The sequence below is a fragment of the Alteromonas sp. G4i35 genome (assembly GCF_054960375.1).
The window spans coordinates 19,926-44,494 of record NZ_JBHNZD010000006.1; the positions used below are offsets into that span (position 1 = coordinate 19,926).

Here is a 24,569-nt window from a genome sequence, read left to right on the forward strand (position 1 = left end):
TTTCTTTACATAGATTAATTTACGAGTTTATTTACGCACGGGCAAGTAAAATTCGCCAACAATCTGGGAAGGCTTGTGAGCCGAAACAAACGGTCGTTTTCTTTTCATTTATAGTTTTTCATTTGCGACAAACCTTTTAGCACTGAAAAAGTGTAGATCAGATTTACAACATGAAAATTTTCTGCCGGAAGCGACCAAATGAGTCTATTGTCGAGTCGTACCATAAAGGAAGCAGATCGTTACGAAGACCCTCATCGAATTCCTTTTCGGCAACGGTTTTAGTAATTACTTGTGGATTGAAGCATAGAGAAGAGTCACCAATTAATATGCGTGACCTCGTAAAATCCAAATCATCTATATTTGAAGAGTTCAGAACTGCACAATGTGGTACTTCTTCAGCAACTCTACTTGCAAATTCGAGTAAGCGAGGGTGCGCTGGAGTGATAAAATACCCCATTTCGCGATCATTATTTTGCGCTCTTAAAACTCGCCCCAACACTTGCCTGAAGTAGAGTTCCGTTGTTACTAGTGAGAGATAGCAACAGACTCGTAAGCGGGGAATATTTGTTCCTTCGCTTATCATGCCAATCGAGATAATCCATTTTTCATTACTTCTTTTGAAATTTTGAATCAACCGTTCAGGTTTACTTTCTTGGTATGTCACAACTTTGCTATATTCACCAAGTTGACTTAACAAATATTGGATTTTTTTAGCGTGAGAGATCGATGATGCAACGATTAAGCCTCCTGCATCTTCAGCAATTAATCGTTCTTTGTTCAATCGAACAATCCCACGCTCCAGTGTTTCCCGTAAAACCTCATCATGGAAAATGATTTCTGAGTATGGAAGGGTACTATCTTCTAAAAACTTGGTTATCGATTGAAAATTTTCTTTACCGCCATCCTCAATAACAGTAATAAGCTCGTTATCTACAAGAGTGAGATGCGGAACGCGACAAACGCCATCTTTGATAGCCTGCTTTAGATCATAGCTGTAATCTACGTGTAAACGACCATGCTCACCTATGTAATTTGCAAGAGCAATGGGAATAGTGTCGCTTCTCCAAGGAGTTCCAGTCAACGCTATGGTATAAACTGCTCGCCCTTGAATATGCTTTAAAATCTCTGCCCCCCAGGCATTGGCATTTTCAATTTGGTTACCTGCACAGTGATGTATTTCATCAAAAATCACAAACACTCGGTAGCTACTCAAAAGCTGCCAAAACGTATCGTCCAAATGCCTCATACTTTGGTAAGTCAGTGATGAACCTATTGCGCCAAGTCCACCACAAAAACGTTTTCCAGTTATCGCTTCAAGTTCAACTCTAAAGTCATTTGCTACGACAGTCGACGGAGAAAAGCATAAAACGAAGTCGACTTTATCTTGCTTTAGGAGGATATCCGCAAGTGCAGATGCCATGACAGTCTTTCCTGCACCTGGCGTTGCAAGGCATAAAAAATTAGTAAAGGGCGATTTAAATTTTTGTAGAGCGGTTTCAATAGCTCTTTGCTGCCAATTTCTCAATCTCATGAAAATCGAGCTTCATACTCAGAAAGTAAACGTTCAAATCCCTTTACTTTGCCCAACATTAGCTTTGCTTGCTCTCGCGTATTCTGATAATGAGATTTAACATGCTCTGCAAAATCAGGCATTTCTTGCACCCACTCGGAGTAAGCCTCAGTTTCTCCCATATTCATCAGCATTTCCGTTTTGTAATGTCGAATCTTCTCTTGAAGCTTTGTGGCTATAATGTCATCAGCTTTGTTTCTATCATGCTCAGTTAGTTGAGGTAACTTTGAATCTTCTTTCGACTCAGAAGACCACCGAAAAACGATCGCTCTGCCACGTATCCCGTGAATAGCCGAGATTCGTCCATCCTCTGAAAGCCGTTTTAAGTGGCGATAAACAAACTGAGTGGCATTTTTCTTTTTGTCAAAGTCGTTGGGATATCGCTCCAAAAGATGCTTCGTTACATCATTCACGGTAAAAGTGTATAAGCCTAGATCCTCAATAAAATCATAAAAATCAATATCGTATTGCTTTTTAGGCATAATTTAGTTCTCGATTGCCAAACTTATGTCTCGAAATTCGCGACAGTGTACTTCGTCTCTATCATCGAGACAATGAAAACATCAGTCTATTCCTCACATTACGACAAACTCAGGTTGTGGTTAAAAGCACAACGTGAAGAACAGTCTTTAACTTTGCGAGAGGTCTCGGAAAGATGGGGCAAACACCATTCCATATTGGGAAAAATTGAACAAGCTCGGCGAAAGGTTGAGCTGGTTGAGTTCATCGAGTTGTGCGAGATAATTGATGCAGACCCACATGAAGGGCTTTCTCTACTCATAGCATCGATGAATGATAAGTCGCTAAAATGAAAATTCTAAATTGGCGTCAGTCTGAGGCTTCCTTGTCGTCAATTGTCATCGTCTGTAAAGATTTACCTTTATCTCGTTAGTGAAAAGACTGCTCTCACTCCATGATGAAATTATATTCCGCGAATCAAGCCATTGGGCCAATGCCGTATTTTCAGGTGTGTTCTTTAATTTAGGTGAGTGGTAGCCAGTTTTAATTTCAGAAAATGGTTTTGGTAAATCTATCAGAACTTGTCGTATTTCAGCTTCTTCCAGTAAGGAGTGGAATTTGTTAAAAAGTTTGATTTTTGTTTCAACTCGAGTCGAATTTCGTATTAAAGATTGTACAATTGCACTATCAAGGCCGGATATTTGCGCATTGGAATCGATAATTATTTGCCCTATTAATGAAGCTCTTTCCGGACGGTTTACTAAGTCTTCAAGGCTCATCAATCTGATTAATTCAATCTTAGAGCTTATACTAATTTCAGTTTGAAGAAGAGCCTCTTTTAAATCATCATTAAGTTCGTAATCCCCTGGATTATCCAGATATTGTGGAATATTTTTCGAAACAAATTGCACTTGCAAGTCATTCTTGTCAGCAAAAGCATCTAAAATATCTTTGGTAAATCCCACTTTACCCTCTTCTATTAATATCTTAAGCTTTTCATTGTCCATCTCTCTGGGAAGTACATTAAACGAGTTAGGTAGAGCTCTCACGTATGCTCTGTAATTCTTATTGGATAAAGAGTTCGCATTGTATATGAACTCTCTAAGCTCTAAGAAATCTTTATCTCCTGGAATTGGTTTCTTTAGAAGATTTTTCTGTATGGTTTCATGAGATAGATAAATAAACAGACTTTCTGCATTAAACTCTTCTTGCTCCATGAAACTTAGGCAATTCATCCAATGTGGCTCTATAGCCAGCAAATCGAATAGCATAGAGTGTACTTTATTTGGAATATTCTCCAAATTTGGCAACATAGCTTCTTGTCGAACTAGAAAGTCTTGTATGGTATTGGTATCAAGTCCATCGTGGCTGATTACATCAATAATTGCAGCGATATCTTCATTGATATTACCTGGAAGCTCCAACAGTATGTCTCGTAAATAGAGTTCGAAGTCGCGCTCTATACGTTCCGCTAAGATAGTGTTATTTAGAGCACGAATTTTTGTATAGTTTCTAGTGTGAAATCCACCAGAATCTTTCTCACTCAGAATTGAAAAATAAATGTACTCAAGGTTTGATTTAGTTAAATCAAAATTCCCATGCATAAATAGTGTACGAGCTATTTCTGGGTACTTTTTGATTTCTGTGAAATCTTTTACGTCAAAGTCTAATGAAATGAACCGTTCTGGTTCAAGCTCCGGACACTGAGTTAAAACCTCTTGAAAGTTCTCCGAAACAAACTTTGATAACTCAGGAAATTCTTTTGAAATCGACTCTAAGGTTTTAATCGGTAGGTGTAAAAGCAATTGTGTAACGTGATGGACACTATAGGAGCTGGTAATAGAAGCTTTTACAAAACCGTCCCAAACTTTTGTAAGTTGAGCAATTAATTCCGAGATATTATTGCCACCATTATAGTAAGCCTGCATAAAGGTTTCACAATTCTTAAAATCCTCAGAAATATACCGAATTAGCTTCTCTATTTGATTTTGATAAAGGTTCTTATTATCTAAAAGAGTATCGACAAGAATGACATTTAGGATATAGCTACACTCAAAATCCTCGTATCTCATCGCCGCGATAACCTCCTCTGGGTTGTCAATTTGAAAACTGGGCTCGGGAGTAACAAAAGACCTAATATGAATTAGAAACTTATTATCGTTTGGTGATAAACGACCTGAATGAAATAGTGATGTATATTGATAGTAAGTATCGTCAATGTAACCTTCCAAGAGCAGAAATCGAGCTAACTCACCGTTTTCATCGAACTCTTCAAAAAGTATCTCCACGTTCTCTTTGTTTAAGCGTAATAATTCCTTGAGCTTGTGCGTTCTTACTTTTGAGATATTGGATCTGAGTTCAATAATCTTATTCATTATATAAGATTTTTTTTCTTTAGCTCTATCTTCAACTTCTGACTTTCGCTGCTGATAAACCTTTTGAGAGTAATCTGAATGTAAAGCTCGCTTTAAATCAAACCACTGTTGACTGTTTTGAGTAGCGATTAATATCTGTGATGCTCCAAGAAGCTCATTGAATACACTTTCATTTAAAAGGTTTGATAAAGAGATCCACCTATTATTCCCGTCAATACTTAATCGAGTACAATTAGCTGGTAGCACCTCAATAACTGCCATAGCGAAGACATACTGTAACTCTTTTAAGTCGATAGGAACTTGTCGTTCAGCAGTATCAAGCCTTTCTTCGAGCTTCAAGAGTTCGTCTCTATATGTAGCTTCAGTTTGTCCTATAAAAACCTCTTGATGATTTAGTATATTGGCGAGGATTCCTACACCGCGATGTAATAACTCAAAGTCTCTTGGATAAACGTTTTTATAAATGAGCAGCGCGAGTAATTTGTTGGCATCGAGAAGGCTTTCTCCATCTGTCTCTAAATTAGCGACGTAGACAGCATATTCATTAAAAATATTTTGAATTAATCTTAAGTCATTAAGATATCTTGAAACCTCTCGAAGAAATTGACGATCAAGCCGTTCGTCCATTTTTAGTCTATTACCTTGTTCCAGCATCATGTCAATAGAATTAGATGTGTTAATGATAGGTATTACAGGAATAATAAACTCAAAAAATTTAGTTCTATCAGTACTTATAAAAATGTCATCACGCAATGCATATAAAAACCTGATAGTACGACGAACGCCTGCGTTTGCATTTACAAGACTATTTATTTCTCGCAGTGTCACAAATAGATCTGGTTTCTTGAACCTATCCAGATCTTCAATTATTACAAGGTCATATTTAGTTGATTGAAAAAAATATACTATTTCATCTAGATGGCGATTCAATATGGAAACCTGATCTTCGTTTGCGGGCTTTATCTCTACATTTTTAAGAGAGACGCTCTTGAGAGACAAACCGAAACTTACAATATAAATACGATGAACGATCAACCAAAGAAAAGTTAACGCTATGGCAAATCCCCCCAAATTTAGCCAATTACTGATCGTAAACGGCTGAAAAAATGAACCACTTATTATCTCGGCTCTCTTATCGAAAATGTACCAAAGAAATAAACTTCCAAGCATAATGAAAAAGGACCTAATTACTGACCAAGCGCCGGGAGTTTGAATTCTATTGAACCTCGATAAAGGGAGTTTATTGGAATCCGCGCCATACAACATCTGCTGTAAGATGCTTCTCTCAATTTCTTGTCGTCCAGCACCATCGTCTTCTGCATATTCGTCTGAATCAAAAGAAGCTAGAGATATATGAAGTGCGGGTCGGCGATATCTTCTTAAAAAAGATTGAATAATGCTGCTTTTTCCAGATCCGTAAGGCCCCGTTAAAGCAATGTTTAGAACTCGTTTGTTATTGGTAGCAAAACGTAACGCTTCAGAGTACACATCATCCTTATCTGCATCATCGATAGGAGCTAGGTCTACATATTTCGACGGAGAAGATAAGGCATCTGAAGACCGTAACCAATGAGTAAAGCGACTAAATCCACTATCAATCCAGCTTGAAAATAAGGACATGATTTTTTTCATAAAAAGTCCTTTATTTATAAGTCCTTAAAGAGTATTAAAGTAAAAACCCTATCAATTTTTGTTATTGTTTGCCCTGTTAATTACCGAACCTGTAAGTCGACCAGCCTTCACTCGAAGTTCATCGTAACACATTGTTTAATTTAGAAAGCAATTCTACTCAAGGGGCCAATAGATATTTGTTGTTTAGAACACATGATGTAGGAATGTCTTGGAGGCTGAGTTAGCGAAATGTATTTTTTATTGGAAAGAAAATGGCCCTGAGGAATGTACGGTAAAAGATAAAAACCATGAGTTAGTTAGCTGAAAATTTTCTTTGAAAAGGCCAAACATCAAAGAATTAGAAAGTCCGTTTTTCGGTCATAGTTGCCTAACAATTGTGAGTATATCAATGATCGTTGAATGTACTACTCGTTCGTTCAATAAGTACATTCTCCATTTGTTGTCACCGCTACTACTGAAAATATTTTTTTGCAAAACACCATAAATGCCAAAACACTATGAATGCCTTAATCCAAGCAGAGAATACAAATAGTCAATTCATCCATACCTTCCCTGTTATACTTTCTCTGGAAAATGCATAATGATTTCCTCAATAAGAAACGTCATGTGTGTCTTAAAATTGGAAAGTATGGAAAAAGCTTAGAGAGCAAGTGTATAAACAATTTCCAGACATTTTCCATATTAACAACTAAATAGTAACACGGATACGATGACCTAGAGAGACGCGCTCAATTGAGCGCTTTCTCACAAAAGCCGGCATTAGCTTATTAGTTAATGCCGGCTTTTTTTATGTGTTTAACTTACTTTTTCTAGATCAACGGGCACGCCATTTAACACCGCATTTCCCGATAATTCGTCTACCTGTAAATCGTCAGTAAGAATATTGGTGTTTACCCCAGGATGCTGACTTGCCACAGACAACTTTATGCCTTTTTTGTTGTGCCCCCATCCATGGGGAATAGATACCACGCCGGGCATAATTGCATCTGTGATTTCAGCCTCTATGGTTAGCCGGCCAACCCGCGATTTCACACTTACCTCATCGCCATCTGTAATGCCATATTTAGCCCCGTCATCAGGGTGAAGCTGCAGCGTACAGCGGTTATTACCTTTCACCATACGAGGGCTATTATGCAGCCACGAATTATTGGTTTTAATATGCCGGCGCCCTATCAAAACAACGGGCTGATTTTGCGGCGTACCATGGTTCGCTTTTCCAAAAAAATGCGCGTTAACCCTGTCTAAATCAGCCATGAAATAATCAAAGTCTAAGTGAATCTTCTTATCTTCATGGAACAAGGCATGAGGCAAAGACGGTTGTAGCGGTCCCAAGTCGATACCGTGTGGATATGCTTTAAGCGTATCAATCGACAGCCCGCCTTCCGGAATAGCGGTTGCAGTTTCGCTTAATTTTGCCTCAACTTTTTCGCTTTTACTTGCTGCTCGACCATAAAGACCTTCTTGCAACAAATCATCGACCACACCTTTAGGCTGCTTGTCCCAAAGCGCAGCATAGTGTGCGGTGTTTTTTCCGTTTAGCGCATCGAGCCTTTCGGCTAACGAAAGGTATATTTGCCAGTCGCTAAGCTGGTCTTCGTCAATGTCCACCACCGCTTCCGAATACTTAGCGAAATTTCGCACGGCAAAGTTGTGAAAAACAATGTCGTAGTGGTCGCGTTCTAGCGCGGTTACCGGAGGAAGGATCACATCTGCATGTCGGGAGGTTTCGGTAACGTAAAAATCCACCGCAACCATAAAATCGAGTTGAGAAAATGCTTTATCAAGCTGTTCTGCATTTGGCGTAGTGACCACGGGATTACCTGCACCAATTACCATGGCCTTAATTTGTCCTTCCCCCGGGGTTAAGATTTCCTCGGCTAAACACGCTACCGGATACTCACCAGCAAACGCCGGAAGCCCTCTTACGCGAGAAATAAATCCGCCCATGCTGCCCTTGCCTGATACAGGTAATACGTCAGCGGCTGGCTGAGTAAACATCATGCCACCCCGCTTATCTAGGTTTCCGGTGAGCATATTAAACAACATGATTAGATACTGAGTGAGCGTACCAAACGCTTGTACGCTAGCCCCCATCCTTCCATAACAAACTGCAGACTCAGCATTGCAGAAGTCCAAAACAAGCTGAGTGATTTGTGAAGCTGTAATACCGGTAAGCTCGCTCACCTTTTGTGGTGAATAATCACGAACGTATTTTTCGACCGCTTTTATATCCTCGGCATAAGGTAAAATTTCATCCGCCTTGTATAACTGCTTTTCAAACAATACATGCAGCATAGCTAGCAGTAACAGCGCGTCACTGCCTGGACGAATAAAGTGATGTTCACAGCTAATATCGGCAGTTTCGCTGCGTTTAGGGTCGATAACGACGACCTTCCCTCCACGTTTTTGAATGCCCTTTAAACGCTTTTTCACGTTTGGCACGGTCATAATGCTGCCATTAGAGGCCAGCGGATTCCCGCCGATGATCATAAAGTGCTGCGTGTGATCAATGTCAGGAATGGGAATTTGGGAAATATGACCAAAAAGTCGGCGACTAACAATATGATGGGGCAACTGGTCAACGGAGGTAGCGGAGTAGCGGTTGTGCGACTTGAGGGTACGATAGAAATACGGCCCGAATAATATTGAGCCCATATTGTGCGCATTAGGATTTCCTAAATACACACCTACCGCATTATTGCCGTGGGCCTGCTGGATGTGGTGTAACTTGCTTGCGACCAAATCAAAGGCTTCATCCCACCCTATCTCTTCCCATGCGCTGTCTTCCCAGGTGCAGTCTTCCGATGCACTCGCCTCGCCGTCAATTCGTACCCTTTTTACCGGGCGCTTCAAGCGGTCAGGATCGTCGTACAAGTCTTTTAACGCACTCGCTTTCGGGCAGATATGACCTTGGCTAAATGGGTTTTCTTTATCCCCTTTTATTGACAGTATTTGACGGCCTTTCGTCGCTACCTCAATACCACACATTGCTTCACAAAGCGTACAAGTAGAATAATGCAATTGTTGTTCAGCGTTGCTCACGGTAATTCCTACACAATTCATTGTTAATGAGTTGTTACGAAATTAGCGGTTATTGCTGTAATAGACAAGCATCACTGAAAGTGATGATAAAGAGAAGGCACCTCGCCACAATTAGACGAGGTGCTATTGGTTAGAAAGAGTAAGTCACACCAAGGGTTGCTGTGGTGCCTAATCCTTTAATATTGTAGCCACCGTAGGTGTATGACTGAGCGCGCGCAGGATAGTAGTCGCTGTTAAACAGGTTTTCGACACCCATAAACGCGTTCCAGTTTTCAGCGAACTGGTACTGTCCACTTAGGTTAACAATATTATAGCTCGATATAGGTCCTTGATCGCCCACATAGTCGCCGTCAGCATTTGGCGAGAAGCGTTTACGATCACCCACATACGAATAGCTAACTGTTAACGATAAAGTGTCTAATGGCTTCCAGTTTACGTTTGCCGTTGCTTTGGGTGGACTAATTTGGCGAGAGCCAAGGTACACATCAGCTTCGGTATTTTTCCCTTCAACGTAACTATATGTGGCTACCACATTGAGCGTTTCTGAAATTCGATAGTCTACTAAGCCTTCATAACCCCAGATTTCCTGCGGTGCGCGTACAGGCTCATACACACCTGTCACCTCGTTGAAACTATTTGTCGTACCGAGTTCAGATGTACTTCTGTAAGCCGCAACTTCAAGGCGAACTTGGTCGAAAAGAGAGGTGAAGCCCACTTCGTAGTTATCGATGATAGAAGCTTCCGTTTGAATAAGACCAATATCATCTACCGTTGCAGCGCGCAGTAGGCGGCCAATGTCAGCGATATCTGAACCTTGCGAGTAATTGAAAAACGGGCTAAAGCTGTCGCTCCAGTTGTACTTTATCGCAATATTATAAGTAGTGGCGTCGTAATCTATGGTGTCACCCGTAACCTGAAGAGGAACAGAACATTGGGTTTCTGAGCGACACAGCTTCAGTGTTTCATAGTCATCAACCGATAAGTCGATGCTTTCCCTTCTCACACCAGCCTTTACGATAACGTCGTCGCTAATTACCCATTTCGTTTGTAAAAAGCCAGCTAAACTGTCCATTTCCATCTCAGGAACCCACACGCGCCCATCAACCAGCGGTTGTGAGGTAGTGTCTTTCAGTGCGTCGATACCATAAATGAACGTAGCTTCAACACCATCAAAATCAACAGCAGTATTAAATGTCGCGCGAGCGCCGCGCTTTTCAGAACGAATAATAGACTGACCACCGTCGTAGCCTTCATCTGGATTAGCTAAATTAGGTGAAAAGAAAAATACGTTCTCAATATCCTGTGTGTACACATCAAGCGTCATTTCGCTGTTTGCAAAGATATTGCTGTCTGTGTATTTCAGGGTGATGTTCTCATTTCCGTCAGGCCCCTGAGGTTTCCCGCGTTTTTGCAACGCTTCAGGTACGTGAATAGCGTAGGTTTTCACGCCTTCGTTGATGTCTCCGGGAACATCTCCCAAATCAGTTTTTTGTTGAGAGCTAAAGTAGTTGTAGCTAAATTGAAGACGCTTTTCTTGGTCGAAGTCGTAACCTAATTTGGTAAAGTAATTCTGTGTTTCAGCGTCTGACAGGCCGTACTGCAAACCTAAGATGTCGCCTTCTGCATCGCGCTGAACGCCGTTTTCCTCGTAACTGGCGGTAACAAGGTAATCGAAATTCTCCACCTTGCCGTTAATCGCAGCTGAAATACGCGCACCGGCTGACTCTTCAAGCTTCACTGCGCTAAAACGTGAAGACAAACTCACTTGACCCTCATGCGTGTCTTGCGCTGTTGCTTGTTTGGTAATGTAGTTGATAATACCGCCTGACGCTCCATTGCCATAAACAGACGTAGCGCCCTTAATTACCTCAATTCTAGCAAGCGCGCTAGGGTCAATCGTTTTCACACCTAACGAGCCATTTCTAAGCGGCGTGGACTGAGGCACACCGTCAATCATCACAAGCGGAGCTCGTCCGCGCAAAGACTGGCCAGTATTGCTCGAACTACCTGTATCTGGAGCTAAGCCCGGCACCATCTGCGCTAACAAGCTCTGTAACTCGGGATTTACCTTTAGGTGATCTTCAATCTGCTTTCTTGAAATAACGGTGATTGACGCTGGTACTTCATCAATACTTTCAATAACACGACTTCCAGAAACGATAATACGTTCCATATCCTTTTGGGCATCATTAGCAAAAGAAGGCGCACTAACGGCTAAGGCAATGAGCGTAAGCGATGGTCTAAACATGAAAACTCTTTTAAGAAAATAAGGTTACGAAAGGCGCGTTATACTAAAGGTGTAGAAGAGCAATGTAAAGATAATGAAAATTATTCTCATTATCTAAAGTGGCGTTTATACCAAAAGTAAAATCCTGTTATCGTAAAAAACGCAGGGAGTAATGCGATAAATAACCAGATAAATTCAAGCAATGGGCCCGCGAAATCACCAATGTGAAACTTGTATTTGAAGTTCCAAACCTGCGTCGCTACGTTCGCTTTTGATGCATCGTAATAACCCGTTATTTCTCCATTTTGAGGGTTTGTCCAAACCCAGCTGTAGGCGTGAGACTCGCCGGGGTTTTGCATTCTGAAACCTAAGTGTTCGCCTGAATTTTTTGGGAAGTAAATGCGAAATAGTGACGCATTGGGAAACACCGCTATGGCGTTTTGATAAGATGTATCGATAGCCACTGAAGCACTACTAGCATCGTGGGATAACGGTTCAGGTACTGGCCTTTTCTCAACTTTTGAAAAAGTAACGGTTTCCACCACCTGCTGCGTAGCGCTTTTCCAATTAAACGCCATGCCACTAAAAGCGATGAGTATTAGTGGTATAGCCAAATAAACGCCCAGCACTGTATGAAGTTGATACATGAGAATTCGAAACTTGGCGCGGCGTTTAATCGCAAGGCGTTTTATTCTATTTTTTGGCTTTACCCAAAGGTAAAAACCCACAATTACTTCAAGAAGTAGAACTAAGGCACTAACAGACACCCAATTTCTAAGTGGCCTTTCGTTGTCACCATCTTGATACAACAGCCATCGATGGATAGCCATGGTGAACCCATAAAACGTGCTGTAATAATCGTATCTATGAAGTATTTCGGCAGAGTTGGGGTTTACGCTTACGTATTCGCCATTGTTGAGCTTCCCTTGCCAAGCGAGTTCAGGGTCTGACTCGGGCATTAAAAGCTCGACTTTCTGACCCGTCTCGTCTTCCAGCGCATTCACTATGTAAGAAAGGGGTAAGGGCGATTCGTGAGATTCTATGGTCCACTTCTCTGGTTGGACAAAGGTTTGGATATCTTTTGCATAAATTAGCAATGCACCGGTGATGCTAAGGCAAATAATAAATAACCCACATACCAGCGCTAATAGAAGGTGCAGTCGTCGTACCCAAAGTTTCAAAACAGCGCTCACAAATTGCGAAATAAACGCGAATAGTAACGATTCTCGAAAATTGGTCAATGAAAGTTAAACGCTAAAATCGTGCTTACAATCGCATAAGCTAAATGAATCTATCCTACTTTGCAGTAAGATTAACCTTAGTTTTACAATTCAAGAGTACGTATCTTCATGTTAAGTCATGTACTCTGATGTAGACAGAAAATAAATAACAAGCGGTTGGAAACACAATTATGATAACGACAAAGAAAAGTTTACTGGCCATCACGCTAGTAAGCGCCCTGGGCTTGGGCGTCGCACCTACTTTATACGCCCAAAACGACAGTGAAGAAAAAACAGAATCCGAGCTTGAAACGTGGGAAGTCAGCAACCCACCTTATGCGTTAAACGAAGTCACTATCAAAACAAACGAAACCACGTGGTCTAGCTTAGACGTTGCACCAAACGGCGAGTTTATGGTTTTTGACATGCTGGGCGACTTGTACAAAGTGAGCATGAGTGGTGGCGATGCGACCCCGCTGACCCAAGACTTCGCATGGAATATTCACCCTTCAATTTCTCCAGACGGTAAACAGATCGCATTTATCTCGGATAAAGATGGGTTAAGTAACGTATGGGTTATGGACATTGACGGTAGTAATCTTCGTCAGGTAACCAAAGAGAAAAGCAATCTTATCCACTCTCCTAAATGGAGCCCAGACGGCGAATACCTAGTGGTAACCAAAGGCATCATGTCTAGCCGTAGTATTCCTGCGGGCGAGATTTGGATGTACCACAAATCAGGTGGTGACGGCCTACAAATTAAAGCTCGTAACAGCGGAAAGCGCGACCAACAAAACATTGCTGACCCTGTATTCTCTCATGACGGCAAGTATATTTACTTTACCGAAAATACGGTTCCGGGCGCCCGCTTTGAATATAACCGCGACCCGTTAGAAGGCATTTTTGCTATCACTCGCTACGACCGCGAAACCGGCGAAGAGAGCCGCTATATTAGCGGTACGGGCGGCGCTGTGGTTCCTACGCCTTCACCTGACGGTAAATACATCGCTTTTGTGCGTCGCGTTAAAGATAGAACCGCGCTTTTCATTAAAGACATCAAGACAGGTGTAGAAACACCACTGACGTTAGAACTAGAGCGAGATATGCAGGAAGGCTTTGGTTCGGAAGGTTACTTTGCCTACTTCGACTGGATGCCAGACAGCAGCGAAATCGTATATTGGACAGGCGGTAAGTTCCACATTATCAACGTGAAAGATAAAACCACCAGCACCATGGACGTGACCGTTGAAGGCACGGTGAAATTTGCCGATGCGTTACGTTTTGACGTAGATGTCGCACCTGATGAATTTAACGTTCGCATGATCCGCTGGTCTCAAATGTCGCCCAACGGTAAATCCGTACTCTTCCAAGCGTTAGGTAAACTTTATGTGCGCGACGTTAAATCTGGCAAAATTAAGCGTTTAACGAAACAAAACGACCATGACGAATACTATCCGCGCTTCTCTAACGACGGAAAGTCGATTGTTTATACGACATGGAATGACCAAGACCTAGGCACCGTTCGCGTGGTTTCTGCTCGTGGCGGGAAAGGAAAGGTTATTACCCAGCAGCCAGGTCACTACATTGAGCCGTCGTTCTCTGCCGATGGCGAGAAAGTCGTCTTCCGCAAGTTTACGGGCGGCTACTTATTAGACCCCAAATACTCGGTTGAGCCAGGAATTTACGTAGCAGATCTTGAAGAAGACACCGTAGAAAAAGTCTCTGAGGGCGGCTACAACGCGCATTTCGCGGGTAACGACGACCGAGTGTATTTCACCGAATCAGCGGGCGGCGAAGCTTACTACGAAACCCAGCTTTCAAGCGTTAACCTTAAGGGTAACGACAAGCGAACTCACCTTTACGGTGCAGATAAAGTAAGTGAGTACAAACTTTCACACGATAAGAAATGGGTTGCGTTTGTTTACCAATTCAAAACGTACGTGGCGCCGTTTGTCGAAAATGGCAAGCGCATCACCATAGGCCCGAACATGACCTCACTGCCGGTAACGCAGCTCTCAAGCCGTGCAGGTGAATACTTAACGTGGTCGCCTGACAATAGAACCCTTAGCTGGTTTAACGGCCCTACGCTATTTAGCCGTTCACTCGATGAAGCCTTTGCCTTTGTTGATGGCGCAGCGGAAACGCTGCCTGAGCCGGTAGCTGAAGGTATGGATTTGTCGTTTACCACTAAAGCTGACAAGCCATCTGGTTACAAAGCTTTGGTTGGCGGTAAAGTGGTAACCATGCGCGATGCCGACAACACCCAAGAGGTGATTGAAGATGGCGTTGTGCTGATTAAAGACAACCGCATTGAAGCAGTGGGTAAACGTGGCGATGTGACCATTCCTGATGATGCAATGAAAATAGACACCACGGGTAAAACCATTATCCCAGGGCTTGTTGATGCGCACGCTCACGGCTCGCAGGGCCGCAATGAGATTATTCCTCAGCAAAACTGGAGTCAGTACTCGAATGTGTCGTTCGGCGTAACAACCATTCATGATCCTTCAAACGACACGACAGAAATTTTTGCTGCGGCAGAATTACAGCGTAAAGGCGATATTGTTGCGCCACGTATCTACTCCACCGGCACGATTTTATACGGTGCAGAAGGACTAGGTTACAAAGCGATTATCAACAATTATGAAGATGCCTATTTCCACGTAGAGCGCTTGAAAGAAGCCGGTGCTATTTCAGTGAAAAGCTACAATCAGCCGCGTCGTGACCAGCGTCAGCAAGTGCTGTGGGCAGCAAAAAATCAAGAGATGATGGTAGTGCCTGAAGGAGGCGGTAAGCTTCAGCAGAACCTGACTATGTTGGTAGATGGCCATACGGGTCTTGAGCACAGCATTCCTGTGGAAAAAGGCTACAGTGATGTTACTCAACTATGGAAAGCCACAGAGTTTGGCTATACGCCGACCTTTGTTGTGTCGTACGGCGGCATGATGGGTGAAGAGTACTGGTACGACAAAACTGAAGTGTGGAAGAACCCGCGTCTTCTTCGTTATACGCCGTCGACGATTCTAGATAGCCGCGCGATCCGCAGACCTACTGCGCCAGAAAATCAGTACAACCACCAAAACGTAGCAAGCTACGCCAAAGAGCTCCGAGATAATGGGGTCAGTGTACATATTGGTGCTCACGGACAGCGTGAAGGCTTAGCTGCTCACTGGGAGCTGTGGATCATGGAACAAGGCGGCTTCACGCCTTGGGAAGCGCTACGCGGCGGTACTATTGATGGCGCGAAACACCTAGGTATGGGCAAAGATCTTGGCAGTATCGAAAAAGGTAAACTTGCTGACCTAGTGGTGATTGATGGCGACGTATTAAGCGACATTAGAAAGAGTGAATTCGTAGAATACACTGTACTAAATGGACGCGTATACGAGTCGGCCACCATGAACGAAGTGGGCAGTAAGAAAAAACGCAAACCGTTCTTCTTTGAACAAGACAATGCCACCTTTATGCCGCAACAAACGGCAGATGATGTGGAAGCGAAAGCGCACCACTATCATTGGGAGCATTAATTCTGCGTCCAAAGGCCTGTAGTAATAAATAGCATAAACTAGTAGGCCTTAATTAACCCAACGCTAAAGCCGACGAAAGCTTCCTGTTTCGTCGGCTTTTTATTTTCTGAATATGAAAACTTACCTGTGCATGTTTAAAACTGAGTTTAGTCTTAAGTAAAAGAGTGGTATAACTGCTGTAAGGATGGAGGGTAATATATGAACCACCCCAAATCAGATTAAAAGGACTTATTCGCCATGCAGTATTATTTGCCACTAGCATTACTGCTTAACGCACTCATTTTTGCTTCAGCTGGCGCTCAAACGAGCGAAGCCCCTACCTATTATCAAGATTGCGCCGTTCTCGATTTTGGCGAACAAGACCTATCTACGATGACAGAAGCGGAAAAAATACAAGCGTTAGACGACTCCTTATTTGGCGCACTAAACCAAAGCGAAGAATGCATGAACGCAGCGGCACAATCGAGCGCACAAAGCGTAGCTAGCGCGGCGGGTCAAGGTGCCGGGCAAGGCGCTGGTGCGGGTAATACCTCGAGCACATCATCTTCGGGGGCAGGCGCTGGGCAGTCTAGCTCACAAAGCAGCACTGAGTCTCAAGAATCATCGACGAATACACAAACAACCACTTCAAGTTCAGATCCTTCAAAACAGTCTGTTGGAGGACAAGCGAAAGGTGGAAGTTCAGCGGTATGTGACGCCGTAATTGCCGGCTTGCAAGGAGCAACAACTGAGTCTGAAAAGGCGCATTTCCAAGCATTAAAAGAGCAATACGGTTGTAAATAAAAAATCAGAGGAAGGAAAGGATATGTCTTCATTTAAACCCAAGGCCCTGTTTACCGTGGTCGCAACAGCATCGTTTATACTCTTGAGCGGATGTGGCTCAACGCAGACTAATGTCACCAGTGTAGGACCATCTATGGTAGGCCCAGGAGGCGGTCAGGCGTTAGGCGCACAAAAAAACACCTACAACTACAACTCCGAAATTTACATGGATGTTGCCATACCTGTATTTGACCCGGGCTTTCCAACAGAACGTGATGGCACTATCGATTACGATGAAATAGAAGAGGAAGGGATTTGGCCTCAAGTGCGTCGCTTAGAAGCTAACCGCTTTGCGATAGCGACGAAAGAAGCCCTAGGTGAAACCAAATCTTTCGGCAGCATTAACGTAACGCCAGATGCTTCTGCACTTGCCGATGTTTACGTGCTGGGCAAAATTAATTATTCAGATACCGAAACTGTAGAAATTGGCGTGAAAGTGATGGACGCTAAAAACACAGTGTGGGGTGAAGAAGAATTTGAATACCGCGTAAGTGAAGGCTGGTATCGCGATGCCATGTCTCGCGGCGAAAACCCTAACGGCCCAGTTTTCGAGCAAATTGCAAAATTCGTTTATGATTTGCTTATAAAGAAATCCGATGCCTACAAGCAAGAAGTGCAAATGGTGTCAGACCTGCGCTACGCACAAATGTATAGCCCTGAGTCGTTTAGCCAATACCTTACCCAAGGCAGAAGAGGTGAGATTGAGCTAGTAAGTGCGCCTTCAGATAGCGATCCAATGCTTCGTCGCGTGCGCGCCATACAGGCAAAAGATGAACAATTTATTGATAGCCTTCAAGAAACCTATGATTCTTTTTGGGTAACCACTGAAGAGCCATATCGTAAGTACCAGAAAGAGACACTTCCTGAAGCCAAGAAAATCAGAGAACTTGAAGCAGAGCGCACCACACAACAAGTCACGGCAGGGTTATTCGCAGTCGCCTCAGTGCTTTTAGGCTCTAACTCTAGCTCAACGGCTGGTCAAGTAGCCGCGGCAGGTGCTGGTATTGCCGCAATTGGTACACTGAGCGAAGCAATCAAAACTAACAAAGAGCTTCACGCCCAACGGGATCTATTCGATGAAATGGGGCAAAACCTTGATATTCAGGTAGCCGATCAAATTGTTGAAATAGACAATCAACGCATTGAGCTTCAAGGCACAGCAAGCGAACAATACTACCAGCTTCGCGCTCGCCTGAAAGATATCTATGACATGGAATCCACACCAATGACTGCGCTATAAGCCCAGTCGTTGGTGTTATCAAAACCATTAAATAAGATATCTATTCTATTGTTAAGTTAGAGAGTAAAGGGTTACGCATGCCAAGCGTTGAGCAACAAATAGAGCAAAGCAGAGCAAAGAAAAAGGCACTCATAAAAAAGTCACTGCTCGGTTTTTCACTGGTCATGTTGATAGGCGTCGCAGGCGTGCTCCTTATCTCATATATGCCTACTGTCACATCGAACGTTACGGACGCCACGGATGACACAACAGCAGTACCCCAAACCGCAAAATCCACACCCGCTGTGGAAGTTAATGAAGAAGAACGAAAAGCCCTTCAAATGGCGCTTAGCGAGTCAAAACAAAGTGTAAACGACTTGGTTAGTCGCGTTTCACACTCCCAGATGTTCCTAGAAAAAGCGAGTGAAGTTGAGCGCAAGTTAAATAGCGCGTTTAATGAATATGGCGCGTCCAACTACAGCGCAGTTATGAATGCACTAGATAATATAAAGAGCTCAGTTAACACAATAAATACTGACTACGAAAACGCCTACACTCAACCTTACGAAGACGCCCTCCTTGCCTTCAATAACGAGAATGTTTCAAGCGCGTTTAACCTAAACAAAACGTCGCTAACGATAAACCCTGATTTCGAAAAAGCTAACATTTTGCAGCAACGCATTGATGTATTTGACGAGGTGCAAGACGCCTACGAGCAGGCACGCATTGGTAAGGTCGAAAACAACATCAGCAAACAGCGCGAAGCGTACGCAAAAATAGTACAGTTAGATCCTGCCCGTAAGGACGCACAGCAAGCACTTGATGCTATTAACCGGCAATTGCAAGACAGCCGATTTGATACGCTGCTAGCTCAGGCAAATCGAGCTATCGAGCAAGGTGACTACCCTGCTGCCGCAGAATTCCTCAATGACGCCAAAAGTCTAAAAGCTTCAAGCACTGAGCTTGCCACCATTAATAAAAAGCTCGCGTCTTTAATTGCTTCACAAGAGCAGCAGAAAATTGAAAATCAAGTCGCCTTGTTTGTCAGCGCAGATGAATGGCAAACCGTAAAGCTGCTAGCTAATAAAGGCCTCGCTAGCTTTCCAGCCAGCCCTGCTTTACTTGAGGCAAAGCAAAATGCCGAAGCCATACTCGATGCAGAAAAAAGCTTGAGCGCTTACCAAAGGCGGCCAGAGCGTTTATCGGATAACAACGTCAGAAATCTAGCCCTTAAAGACATTGCGCGAGCAGGTTCACATGCAGAAAAAAGCGCAAAACTTCGTGCCCAAATATCTTCACTTGAGCAAGTGATCGACAATATCAATCAGCCCCGTTCCGTAACAATAACGTCGGATAACGATACCTATATTAAGGTACTTGGAGTAGGCCTCGTGGGGGAAGTAAAAACAAAAACCATTCAGCTGAAACCTGGTACATATCGCATTGAAGGGAGCCGCGAGGGTTATCGCTCAACCATTCAAGAGATTGTAGTTTCACCGTCAGACACCAACCTATCAGTACATGTTGTATGTACTGAAAAAGTATAAGGACCTATCTAGTGAGCAGTATTGATGACGCCATAGCCAAAGGAAAGAAGCGAAGAAAAGGCGTTGCTATAGCTTCATTAATAGGACTGGCCGCCGTTCTCGTTGTTTATTTTGGCTGGCTGTTTCTTACCAAAGGTTATGCCTTTGCAGTTTCCCCAGAACGTGCAGCACAAAATCCGCAATTTGCTGTTTTAAGTGGTAGTGCGATGTTCATCAGTGACAAGCTTTACGTATTTGGTAGCCATGCTGAAGTCCAGGTTTCGGCCCCAAAATATCAAGACGCCACGGTTGTTATTAACAACAACTCGCCAAGCACTATTAATGTTACGCTCGTTCCTTTACCGGCAAAAGTCACCCTATCAACCTCCCCTTCGTTGAGTGAAATAACCTGGCATTTAAACGCTGAGAAAGTAGCGGTATCGAGAACCTACGTAACGGAATTAAAAAAGGGCAGCTACAGAGCGAGCGCCAGTCATCCGCATTATGAAACGGGTGAGATCCAATTTGATGCAGATATCGCGCAGGAAATTGAACAAGTTATTTCACTTTCTCCAGTTAAGGGCGCAATTAGCATAAACTCAAGCCCTTCTGGTGCCAATGTCTCCCTTGACGGTAAAGATATGGGTGTCACGCCACTTTCTATTAATATGAATGGCGGTAAGTACGAAATTGTTGTGACGAAGTCAGGGCTAGAGCCATTGGAAGACACCATTGAAGTCACTAGCCAACGCCCTAACCCGACAAGAAACTATAACCTTCAACCCCTTCAAGCACAGATAACAGTTTCGACAGACCCTCAAGGCGGCGTACTTACAGTAAATAATAAACCGACTGATACAAGATCTCGTGTGGATGCGAATACGCCACATATCGTCAAGTATGAAAAAACCGGATTCATTTCACAAAGCCAGCGGATCACGCTAGCTCCCGGCGAGAACAAAGCGCTTACCTTCAACCTTCAAGAAGAGCGAGGACAAGTGAATATAAGCGCGTCGTTAAGTGCAAAAGTTTTCATCGACGGTTCACCTAAAGGTCAAACGCCGCTTAATTTAACGCTTCAAGCTTTACCGCACACAGTAACATTCGAACGTGAAGGATATCGCAGTGTTACCAAGACTATTACACCTAGTGCAAACAAGCCGGTGAAAGTACACGCTGATATGCTTACAGAGTTTGAAGCAAGACGGCGTGAAGGTAAGCCGCTTTTTGCAAATACACTGGGTATTCAACTTTCGCTTGTTACACCCAAAGCCTTCACTATGGGCTCTCCTGCAAACGAAAAGGATCGCCAGCGCAATGAAACGCAAAGAGACGTATCTTTTTCGCGTAAATTCTGGATGTCTAATCACGAGGTTACTCAGGCGCAGTTCGCCGCGTTCGCAGGGAAAGGGCCTAGCAGCAAGCTACCGATCACGAATGTTTCGTGGAGTGATGCGGTTGCGTTTACAAATTGGCTAAGCGAGAAGGAAGGTTTAACACCGTTTTATGTTGTTCAAAATGGCAGAGTAACCGGTATTGATAAAACCTCGAAAGGCTATCGTTTACCTACGGAAGCCGAGTGGGAATTCGTTGCAAAAATGAATCGCCGAGCATCACCAACAATCTTTGTTTGGGGTAATCAGTTTAGGCTTCGCGATAAACAAGGTAACTTCGCTGATGCATCGCTAAGTGGGAAACAGACCTTCATTTTAAAAGACTACGATGACGGATTTGTCGACAAAGCCCCTGTTGGTTCGTTCAAAGCTGAACGTGGTGGATTCTACGATTTAGATGGCAATGTGCGTGAGTGGGTCCACGATGTTTACCAGAATTCACCATCAAACCAGTCTGGTACTTTTGCCGACTACCTAGGCCCTGTTGGACAAGGTAAACACGTAGTAAAAGGCGCGTCGTTTCAAACGGGTCGGCTTAAGAATATTCGCGCAAGCGTGCGCAGCGGTGAGACTGAACCTGCTGACGATATAGGCTTTCGCATAGCGAGATACGAGAATTAATATGAAAAAGAAACTGATCATTGCTGCAGTATTGTTGGCCATTGCGGGCACGGCAAGTGCGTACTTTGTATCGTTAGATTCGCCGCAAGACTTTCCAACTAACATTTAACTATCAAGGAATGATGATGAATAAAGAGAATACGTTGTCAATGAACCCCAGCTTTCTTGTAAGTGGCGGGGTCTTTCTATTTATATTTGCCTTGGTACATTTCCTATTTGCCGGTGTCATTCGCCCCGCAGCCGAAAAAGTCATGGCAACGGCTGGCACAGCGTCCCTATCCTCTTTCTGGGTTATTCTTAAAGATATCGAGCAACAGGTTTGTATCTCGCTGATGCTGTTTTGCATTTTCCTAATGGTTTACAAACTTTGGAAGCTGCTGGATGAAGAAGAGATTTACTCACGAGACTTACTGCCTGAGCACAACAAAGATACGCCACTAAATGTAGATAAAGCGTTAGATGAGCTTTCGTCTTCATCTTATAGCGACACCCCCGCATACAGCACGTGGATAAACTGCATTAGACGCTTTAAAAACACACAGAACGTGCAGCATGCTGCCGATGCAATCCACGCTTCGGTAGAAAATATTGCTGCCCAGCTTGAAAGTGGTAATAACGTGATTCGCTACATAATCTGGGCTATTCCTTCGATTGGTTTCGTTGGCACTGTTCGCGGTATTGGCGCAGCCCTTGCGCAAGCAGACGCAGCCCTAGATGGTGATATCGCGGGAATGACGGCTTCGCTGGGCGTTGCGTTCAACTCTACGCTCGTCGCGCTTTTTATATCGCTTATATTAATGTTGTTAATGCACCTGTTAAATGGTCGCCAAGACACTATGGTAATTCGCACACAAGAGTCTTGTGAACACCACCTTCTGTCACACCTTCACAACTAATTAGGCGAGACAGTAATGCCTAAAGTGCGTAAAGCCGAAGACGGATTTAACCTGGCGTTTTTAGACGTTATGGCCTGCGGCCTTGGCGCGGTTATTCTTATTTTCATTCTGGTCGACTTTAAAGCGTTTACACCTACACCAACTGAAGAGAAAGAAAAATTAGAGCTGGAACTTGCCGCCGCAGAGCAAGAACAACAAAAACTCAAAAAGTCGATTGACGAATTAAACGATAAAATTGCCCTTGAGTCGGCGAAGCAAGACGATGCTCAGCAAGCGCAAGCAGATACAACGCAAGACCAGTCAAAACTACTGCAAGACATGTCTACAGAAATGGCAGTAGTGGCTGATCTTGAAAACCAGCTAGCCGCATTGTCTAAAGAAGTAGAAAAGTCAGCCAACATTCAAATGCAAGGTACCGGCGAACAGAATTACATCACTGGCATGAAAATAGAAGGCCCGGAAATAGGTCTGCTAATTGACAAAAGTGCGTCAATGATGGGCGATAACTTGGTGGATATTTTAGGCAAGTTAGCGTTGAGTGATAGCCAGAAAGTCTCTACGCCGAAGTGGATACGCACCAAACGGGTAGCCCAATGGATGCTCGCGCGTGTTCCTTTAGAATCAAGAGTCACCGTAGTGACTTTTTCAGACACCGCTACCACACTAGGCCTTCGTGATGTAAATAGTGCCAAAGTCAGCGGCTCGATGAACGCCATAGTTAAAGACCTCGGTGCTGTCGTCCCCAATGGAGGAACAAACCTTCAAGAAGGTTTAAGCATTTTATTTAAGGCTAACCCAAACATCACCGATGTGTATATTGTCACCGATGGCCTTCCTACCTTGGGTGACGGACTACCTATGAGCTGCAAAAGCTTCATTAGTAGTAAAAAGTCAATTTCATCAGATTGCCGTAAGACCTTATTTGTTGAAACCGTTAAGCGCGCTAAGAAAGGCGTGCATTACAATGTGATTTTGCTGCCCATTGAGGGCGATCCTTTTGCTTCACCTATGTACTGGGAATGGACCCGCGCAACAAGCGGCACTTTCCTATCACCTGCTCCGGAGTGGCCTTAATGCGCAAAATTCAACGAGCCCCCGTTGAGGTATTCAACATTGCCTTTCTCGACATAATTTCCTGTGCTTTCGGCGCCGTAGTCATGCTGGTGCTTCTGGCCAAAAACGGCACTGAAGACACTGAGCGCGGCCCTAGTAACGTAAGTGTTCTTATTGACCAGGTATTACAGGCTCAAGTTGATGTGGAAACGCTCAAAGGCGCACGGTCAGATAAGCTACAAGAACTGAAAGCAGCACAAAGCAAAACGGCCTCCGTCACGGAACAGAAAGACAATTTAGACTCATCGATACCACGCGCACAACAAACCATTAATCAACTGAAAGACAAAGCTTCGTCGCTGCGTAACGAAATACGCCAGGCAACCGCTATGTTAAATACGCCGAATCCGACAGATACGCCTGACGATGATGTTGGTGGAATTCCCACCGATGCTGAGTACGTTATTTTTGCTATCGATAACTCGGGTTCCATGTCCTCTGGCAGTGGTTGGAATCGCGTGATCACCGTCGTAAACGACATTTTAAAAAACCATCCTAAAATGAAAGGTTTTCAGATTATGTCTGCTGACGGAAGCTTTATGTTTTCCAGTAGAGCTGGGCAATGGCTAGATGACAGACAAACAATGAGAGACACCGCAATGAGCCAAATGAAGAGCTTTAAAGGAGGGGCGAGTCAGCCTGAAGCGGGGATCCTTAAAGCCATCAAGCTGTATAAAAACACCAAAGGGCGCGTGAGTCTTTATGTGTTTGGCGATGATTATCAAAGGCCGAATTTAGATCAGATTGTAAGTCAGATTACCCAAGCTAACCAAGGTGCCAATGGACAGCCTGTTATTCGTATACACGGCGTAGGCTTTAGCCGAAGTAATGGAAACGCACAGCGCTTTAGTGCATTTATGCAGGCGGTAGCGAAGCGAAACCGCGGCGCTTTCATCGGCCAATATTTTTAGTCTCTATTGGCCGAT

General features: G+C 43.6%; 15 protein-coding genes. 9 read left to right on the forward strand and 6 right to left on the reverse strand.

The features are described 5' to 3' along the window. Window positions 1-163: 163 nt before the first annotated feature. Together ACFI6L_RS04720 and ACFI6L_RS04725 are read right to left on the reverse strand one after the other, a co-directional pair. A complete protein-coding gene (locus ACFI6L_RS04720) occupies window positions 164-1,531 on the reverse strand; it encodes a DEAD/DEAH box helicase (protein WP_462573525.1) in 1,368 nt (455 codons plus the stop codon). After that, window positions 1,528-2,052 carry a hypothetical protein gene (locus ACFI6L_RS04725; protein WP_462573526.1) on the reverse strand — a complete coding sequence of 175 codons (525 nt, stop codon included), beginning with the start codon at window positions 2,050-2,052 and terminating at the stop codon, window positions 1,528-1,530. Before ACFI6L_RS04725 ends, ACFI6L_RS04720 begins: the two co-directional genes overlap by 4 nt. Window positions 2,053-2,124: 72 nt before the next feature. Between ACFI6L_RS04725 and ACFI6L_RS04730 the strand changes: the two genes are divergently transcribed. Further along, entirely contained in the window at window positions 2,125-2,382 is a 258-nt protein-coding gene (locus tag ACFI6L_RS04730; protein WP_117318168.1) for a helix-turn-helix domain-containing protein, read from the forward strand. A gap of 45 nt (window positions 2,383-2,427) precedes the next feature. Here ACFI6L_RS04730 and ACFI6L_RS04735 read toward each other — a convergent pair whose 3' ends face one another. From ACFI6L_RS04735 to ACFI6L_RS04750, 4 genes are all read right to left on the reverse strand, one after another. Beyond that, complete coding sequence (locus tag ACFI6L_RS04735) at window positions 2,428-6,036, reverse strand: YobI family P-loop NTPase (protein ID WP_462573527.1); 3,609 nt, start codon at window positions 6,034-6,036, stop codon at window positions 2,428-2,430. 795 nt (window positions 6,037-6,831) lie between these two features. Beyond that, on the reverse strand, window positions 6,832-9,078 hold the full coding sequence (locus tag ACFI6L_RS04740; RefSeq protein ID WP_462573528.1) for a molybdopterin oxidoreductase family protein: 2,247 nt from the start codon (window positions 9,076-9,078) through the stop codon (window positions 6,832-6,834). A gap of 130 nt (window positions 9,079-9,208) precedes the next feature. Then, the gene (locus tag ACFI6L_RS04745; RefSeq protein ID WP_462573529.1) at window positions 9,209-11,326 is read right to left on the reverse strand and encodes a TonB-dependent receptor; all 2,118 of its coding nucleotides are present in this window, start codon (window positions 11,324-11,326) and stop codon (window positions 9,209-9,211) included. 89 nt (window positions 11,327-11,415) lie between these two features. Continuing rightward, complete coding sequence (locus tag ACFI6L_RS04750; protein ID WP_039233991.1) at window positions 11,416-12,546, reverse strand: PepSY-associated TM helix domain-containing protein; 1,131 nt, start codon at window positions 12,544-12,546, stop codon at window positions 11,416-11,418. A gap of 170 nt (window positions 12,547-12,716) precedes the next feature. On the opposite strand from ACFI6L_RS04750, the gene ACFI6L_RS04755 reads away from it, so the two are divergent. From ACFI6L_RS04755 to ACFI6L_RS04790, 8 genes are all read left to right on the forward strand, one after another. Then, complete coding sequence (locus ACFI6L_RS04755) at window positions 12,717-16,052, forward strand: amidohydrolase family protein (RefSeq protein WP_462573530.1); 3,336 nt, start codon at window positions 12,717-12,719, stop codon at window positions 16,050-16,052. A 237-nt stretch (window positions 16,053-16,289) separates the two neighbouring features. Continuing rightward, entirely contained in the window at window positions 16,290-16,835 is a 546-nt protein-coding gene (locus tag ACFI6L_RS04760) for a hypothetical protein (RefSeq protein ID WP_014980467.1), read from the forward strand. Window positions 16,836-16,857: 22 nt separating this feature from the next. Continuing rightward, window positions 16,858-18,114, forward strand: coding sequence for a hypothetical protein (locus ACFI6L_RS04765; RefSeq protein WP_014950954.1), 1,257 nt, complete (start codon window positions 16,858-16,860; stop codon window positions 18,112-18,114). Between the two features lie 77 nt (window positions 18,115-18,191). Beyond that, window positions 18,192-19,640, forward strand: a complete 1,449-nt coding sequence (locus ACFI6L_RS04770; protein WP_462573531.1) for a hypothetical protein — start codon at window positions 18,192-18,194, stop codon at window positions 19,638-19,640. A gap of 11 nt (window positions 19,641-19,651) precedes the next feature. Further along, window positions 19,652-21,634, forward strand: a complete 1,983-nt coding sequence (locus ACFI6L_RS04775) for an SUMF1/EgtB/PvdO family nonheme iron enzyme (RefSeq protein ID WP_462573532.1) — start codon at window positions 19,652-19,654, stop codon at window positions 21,632-21,634. 125 nt (window positions 21,635-21,759) lie between these two features. Further along, complete coding sequence (locus ACFI6L_RS04780) at window positions 21,760-22,530, forward strand: MotA/TolQ/ExbB proton channel family protein (protein WP_014977564.1); 771 nt, start codon at window positions 21,760-21,762, stop codon at window positions 22,528-22,530. 15 nt (window positions 22,531-22,545) lie between these two features. Beyond that, window positions 22,546-23,604 (forward strand): VWA domain-containing protein, encoded by a 1,059-nt coding sequence (locus ACFI6L_RS04785; protein WP_039234006.1) that lies wholly within the window; start codon window positions 22,546-22,548, stop codon window positions 23,602-23,604. After that, on the forward strand, window positions 23,604-24,554 hold the full coding sequence (locus ACFI6L_RS04790) for a VWA domain-containing protein (RefSeq protein WP_462573533.1): 951 nt from the start codon (window positions 23,604-23,606) through the stop codon (window positions 24,552-24,554). Before ACFI6L_RS04785 ends, ACFI6L_RS04790 begins: the two co-directional genes overlap by 1 nt. Window positions 24,555-24,569: the final 15 nt, after the last annotated feature.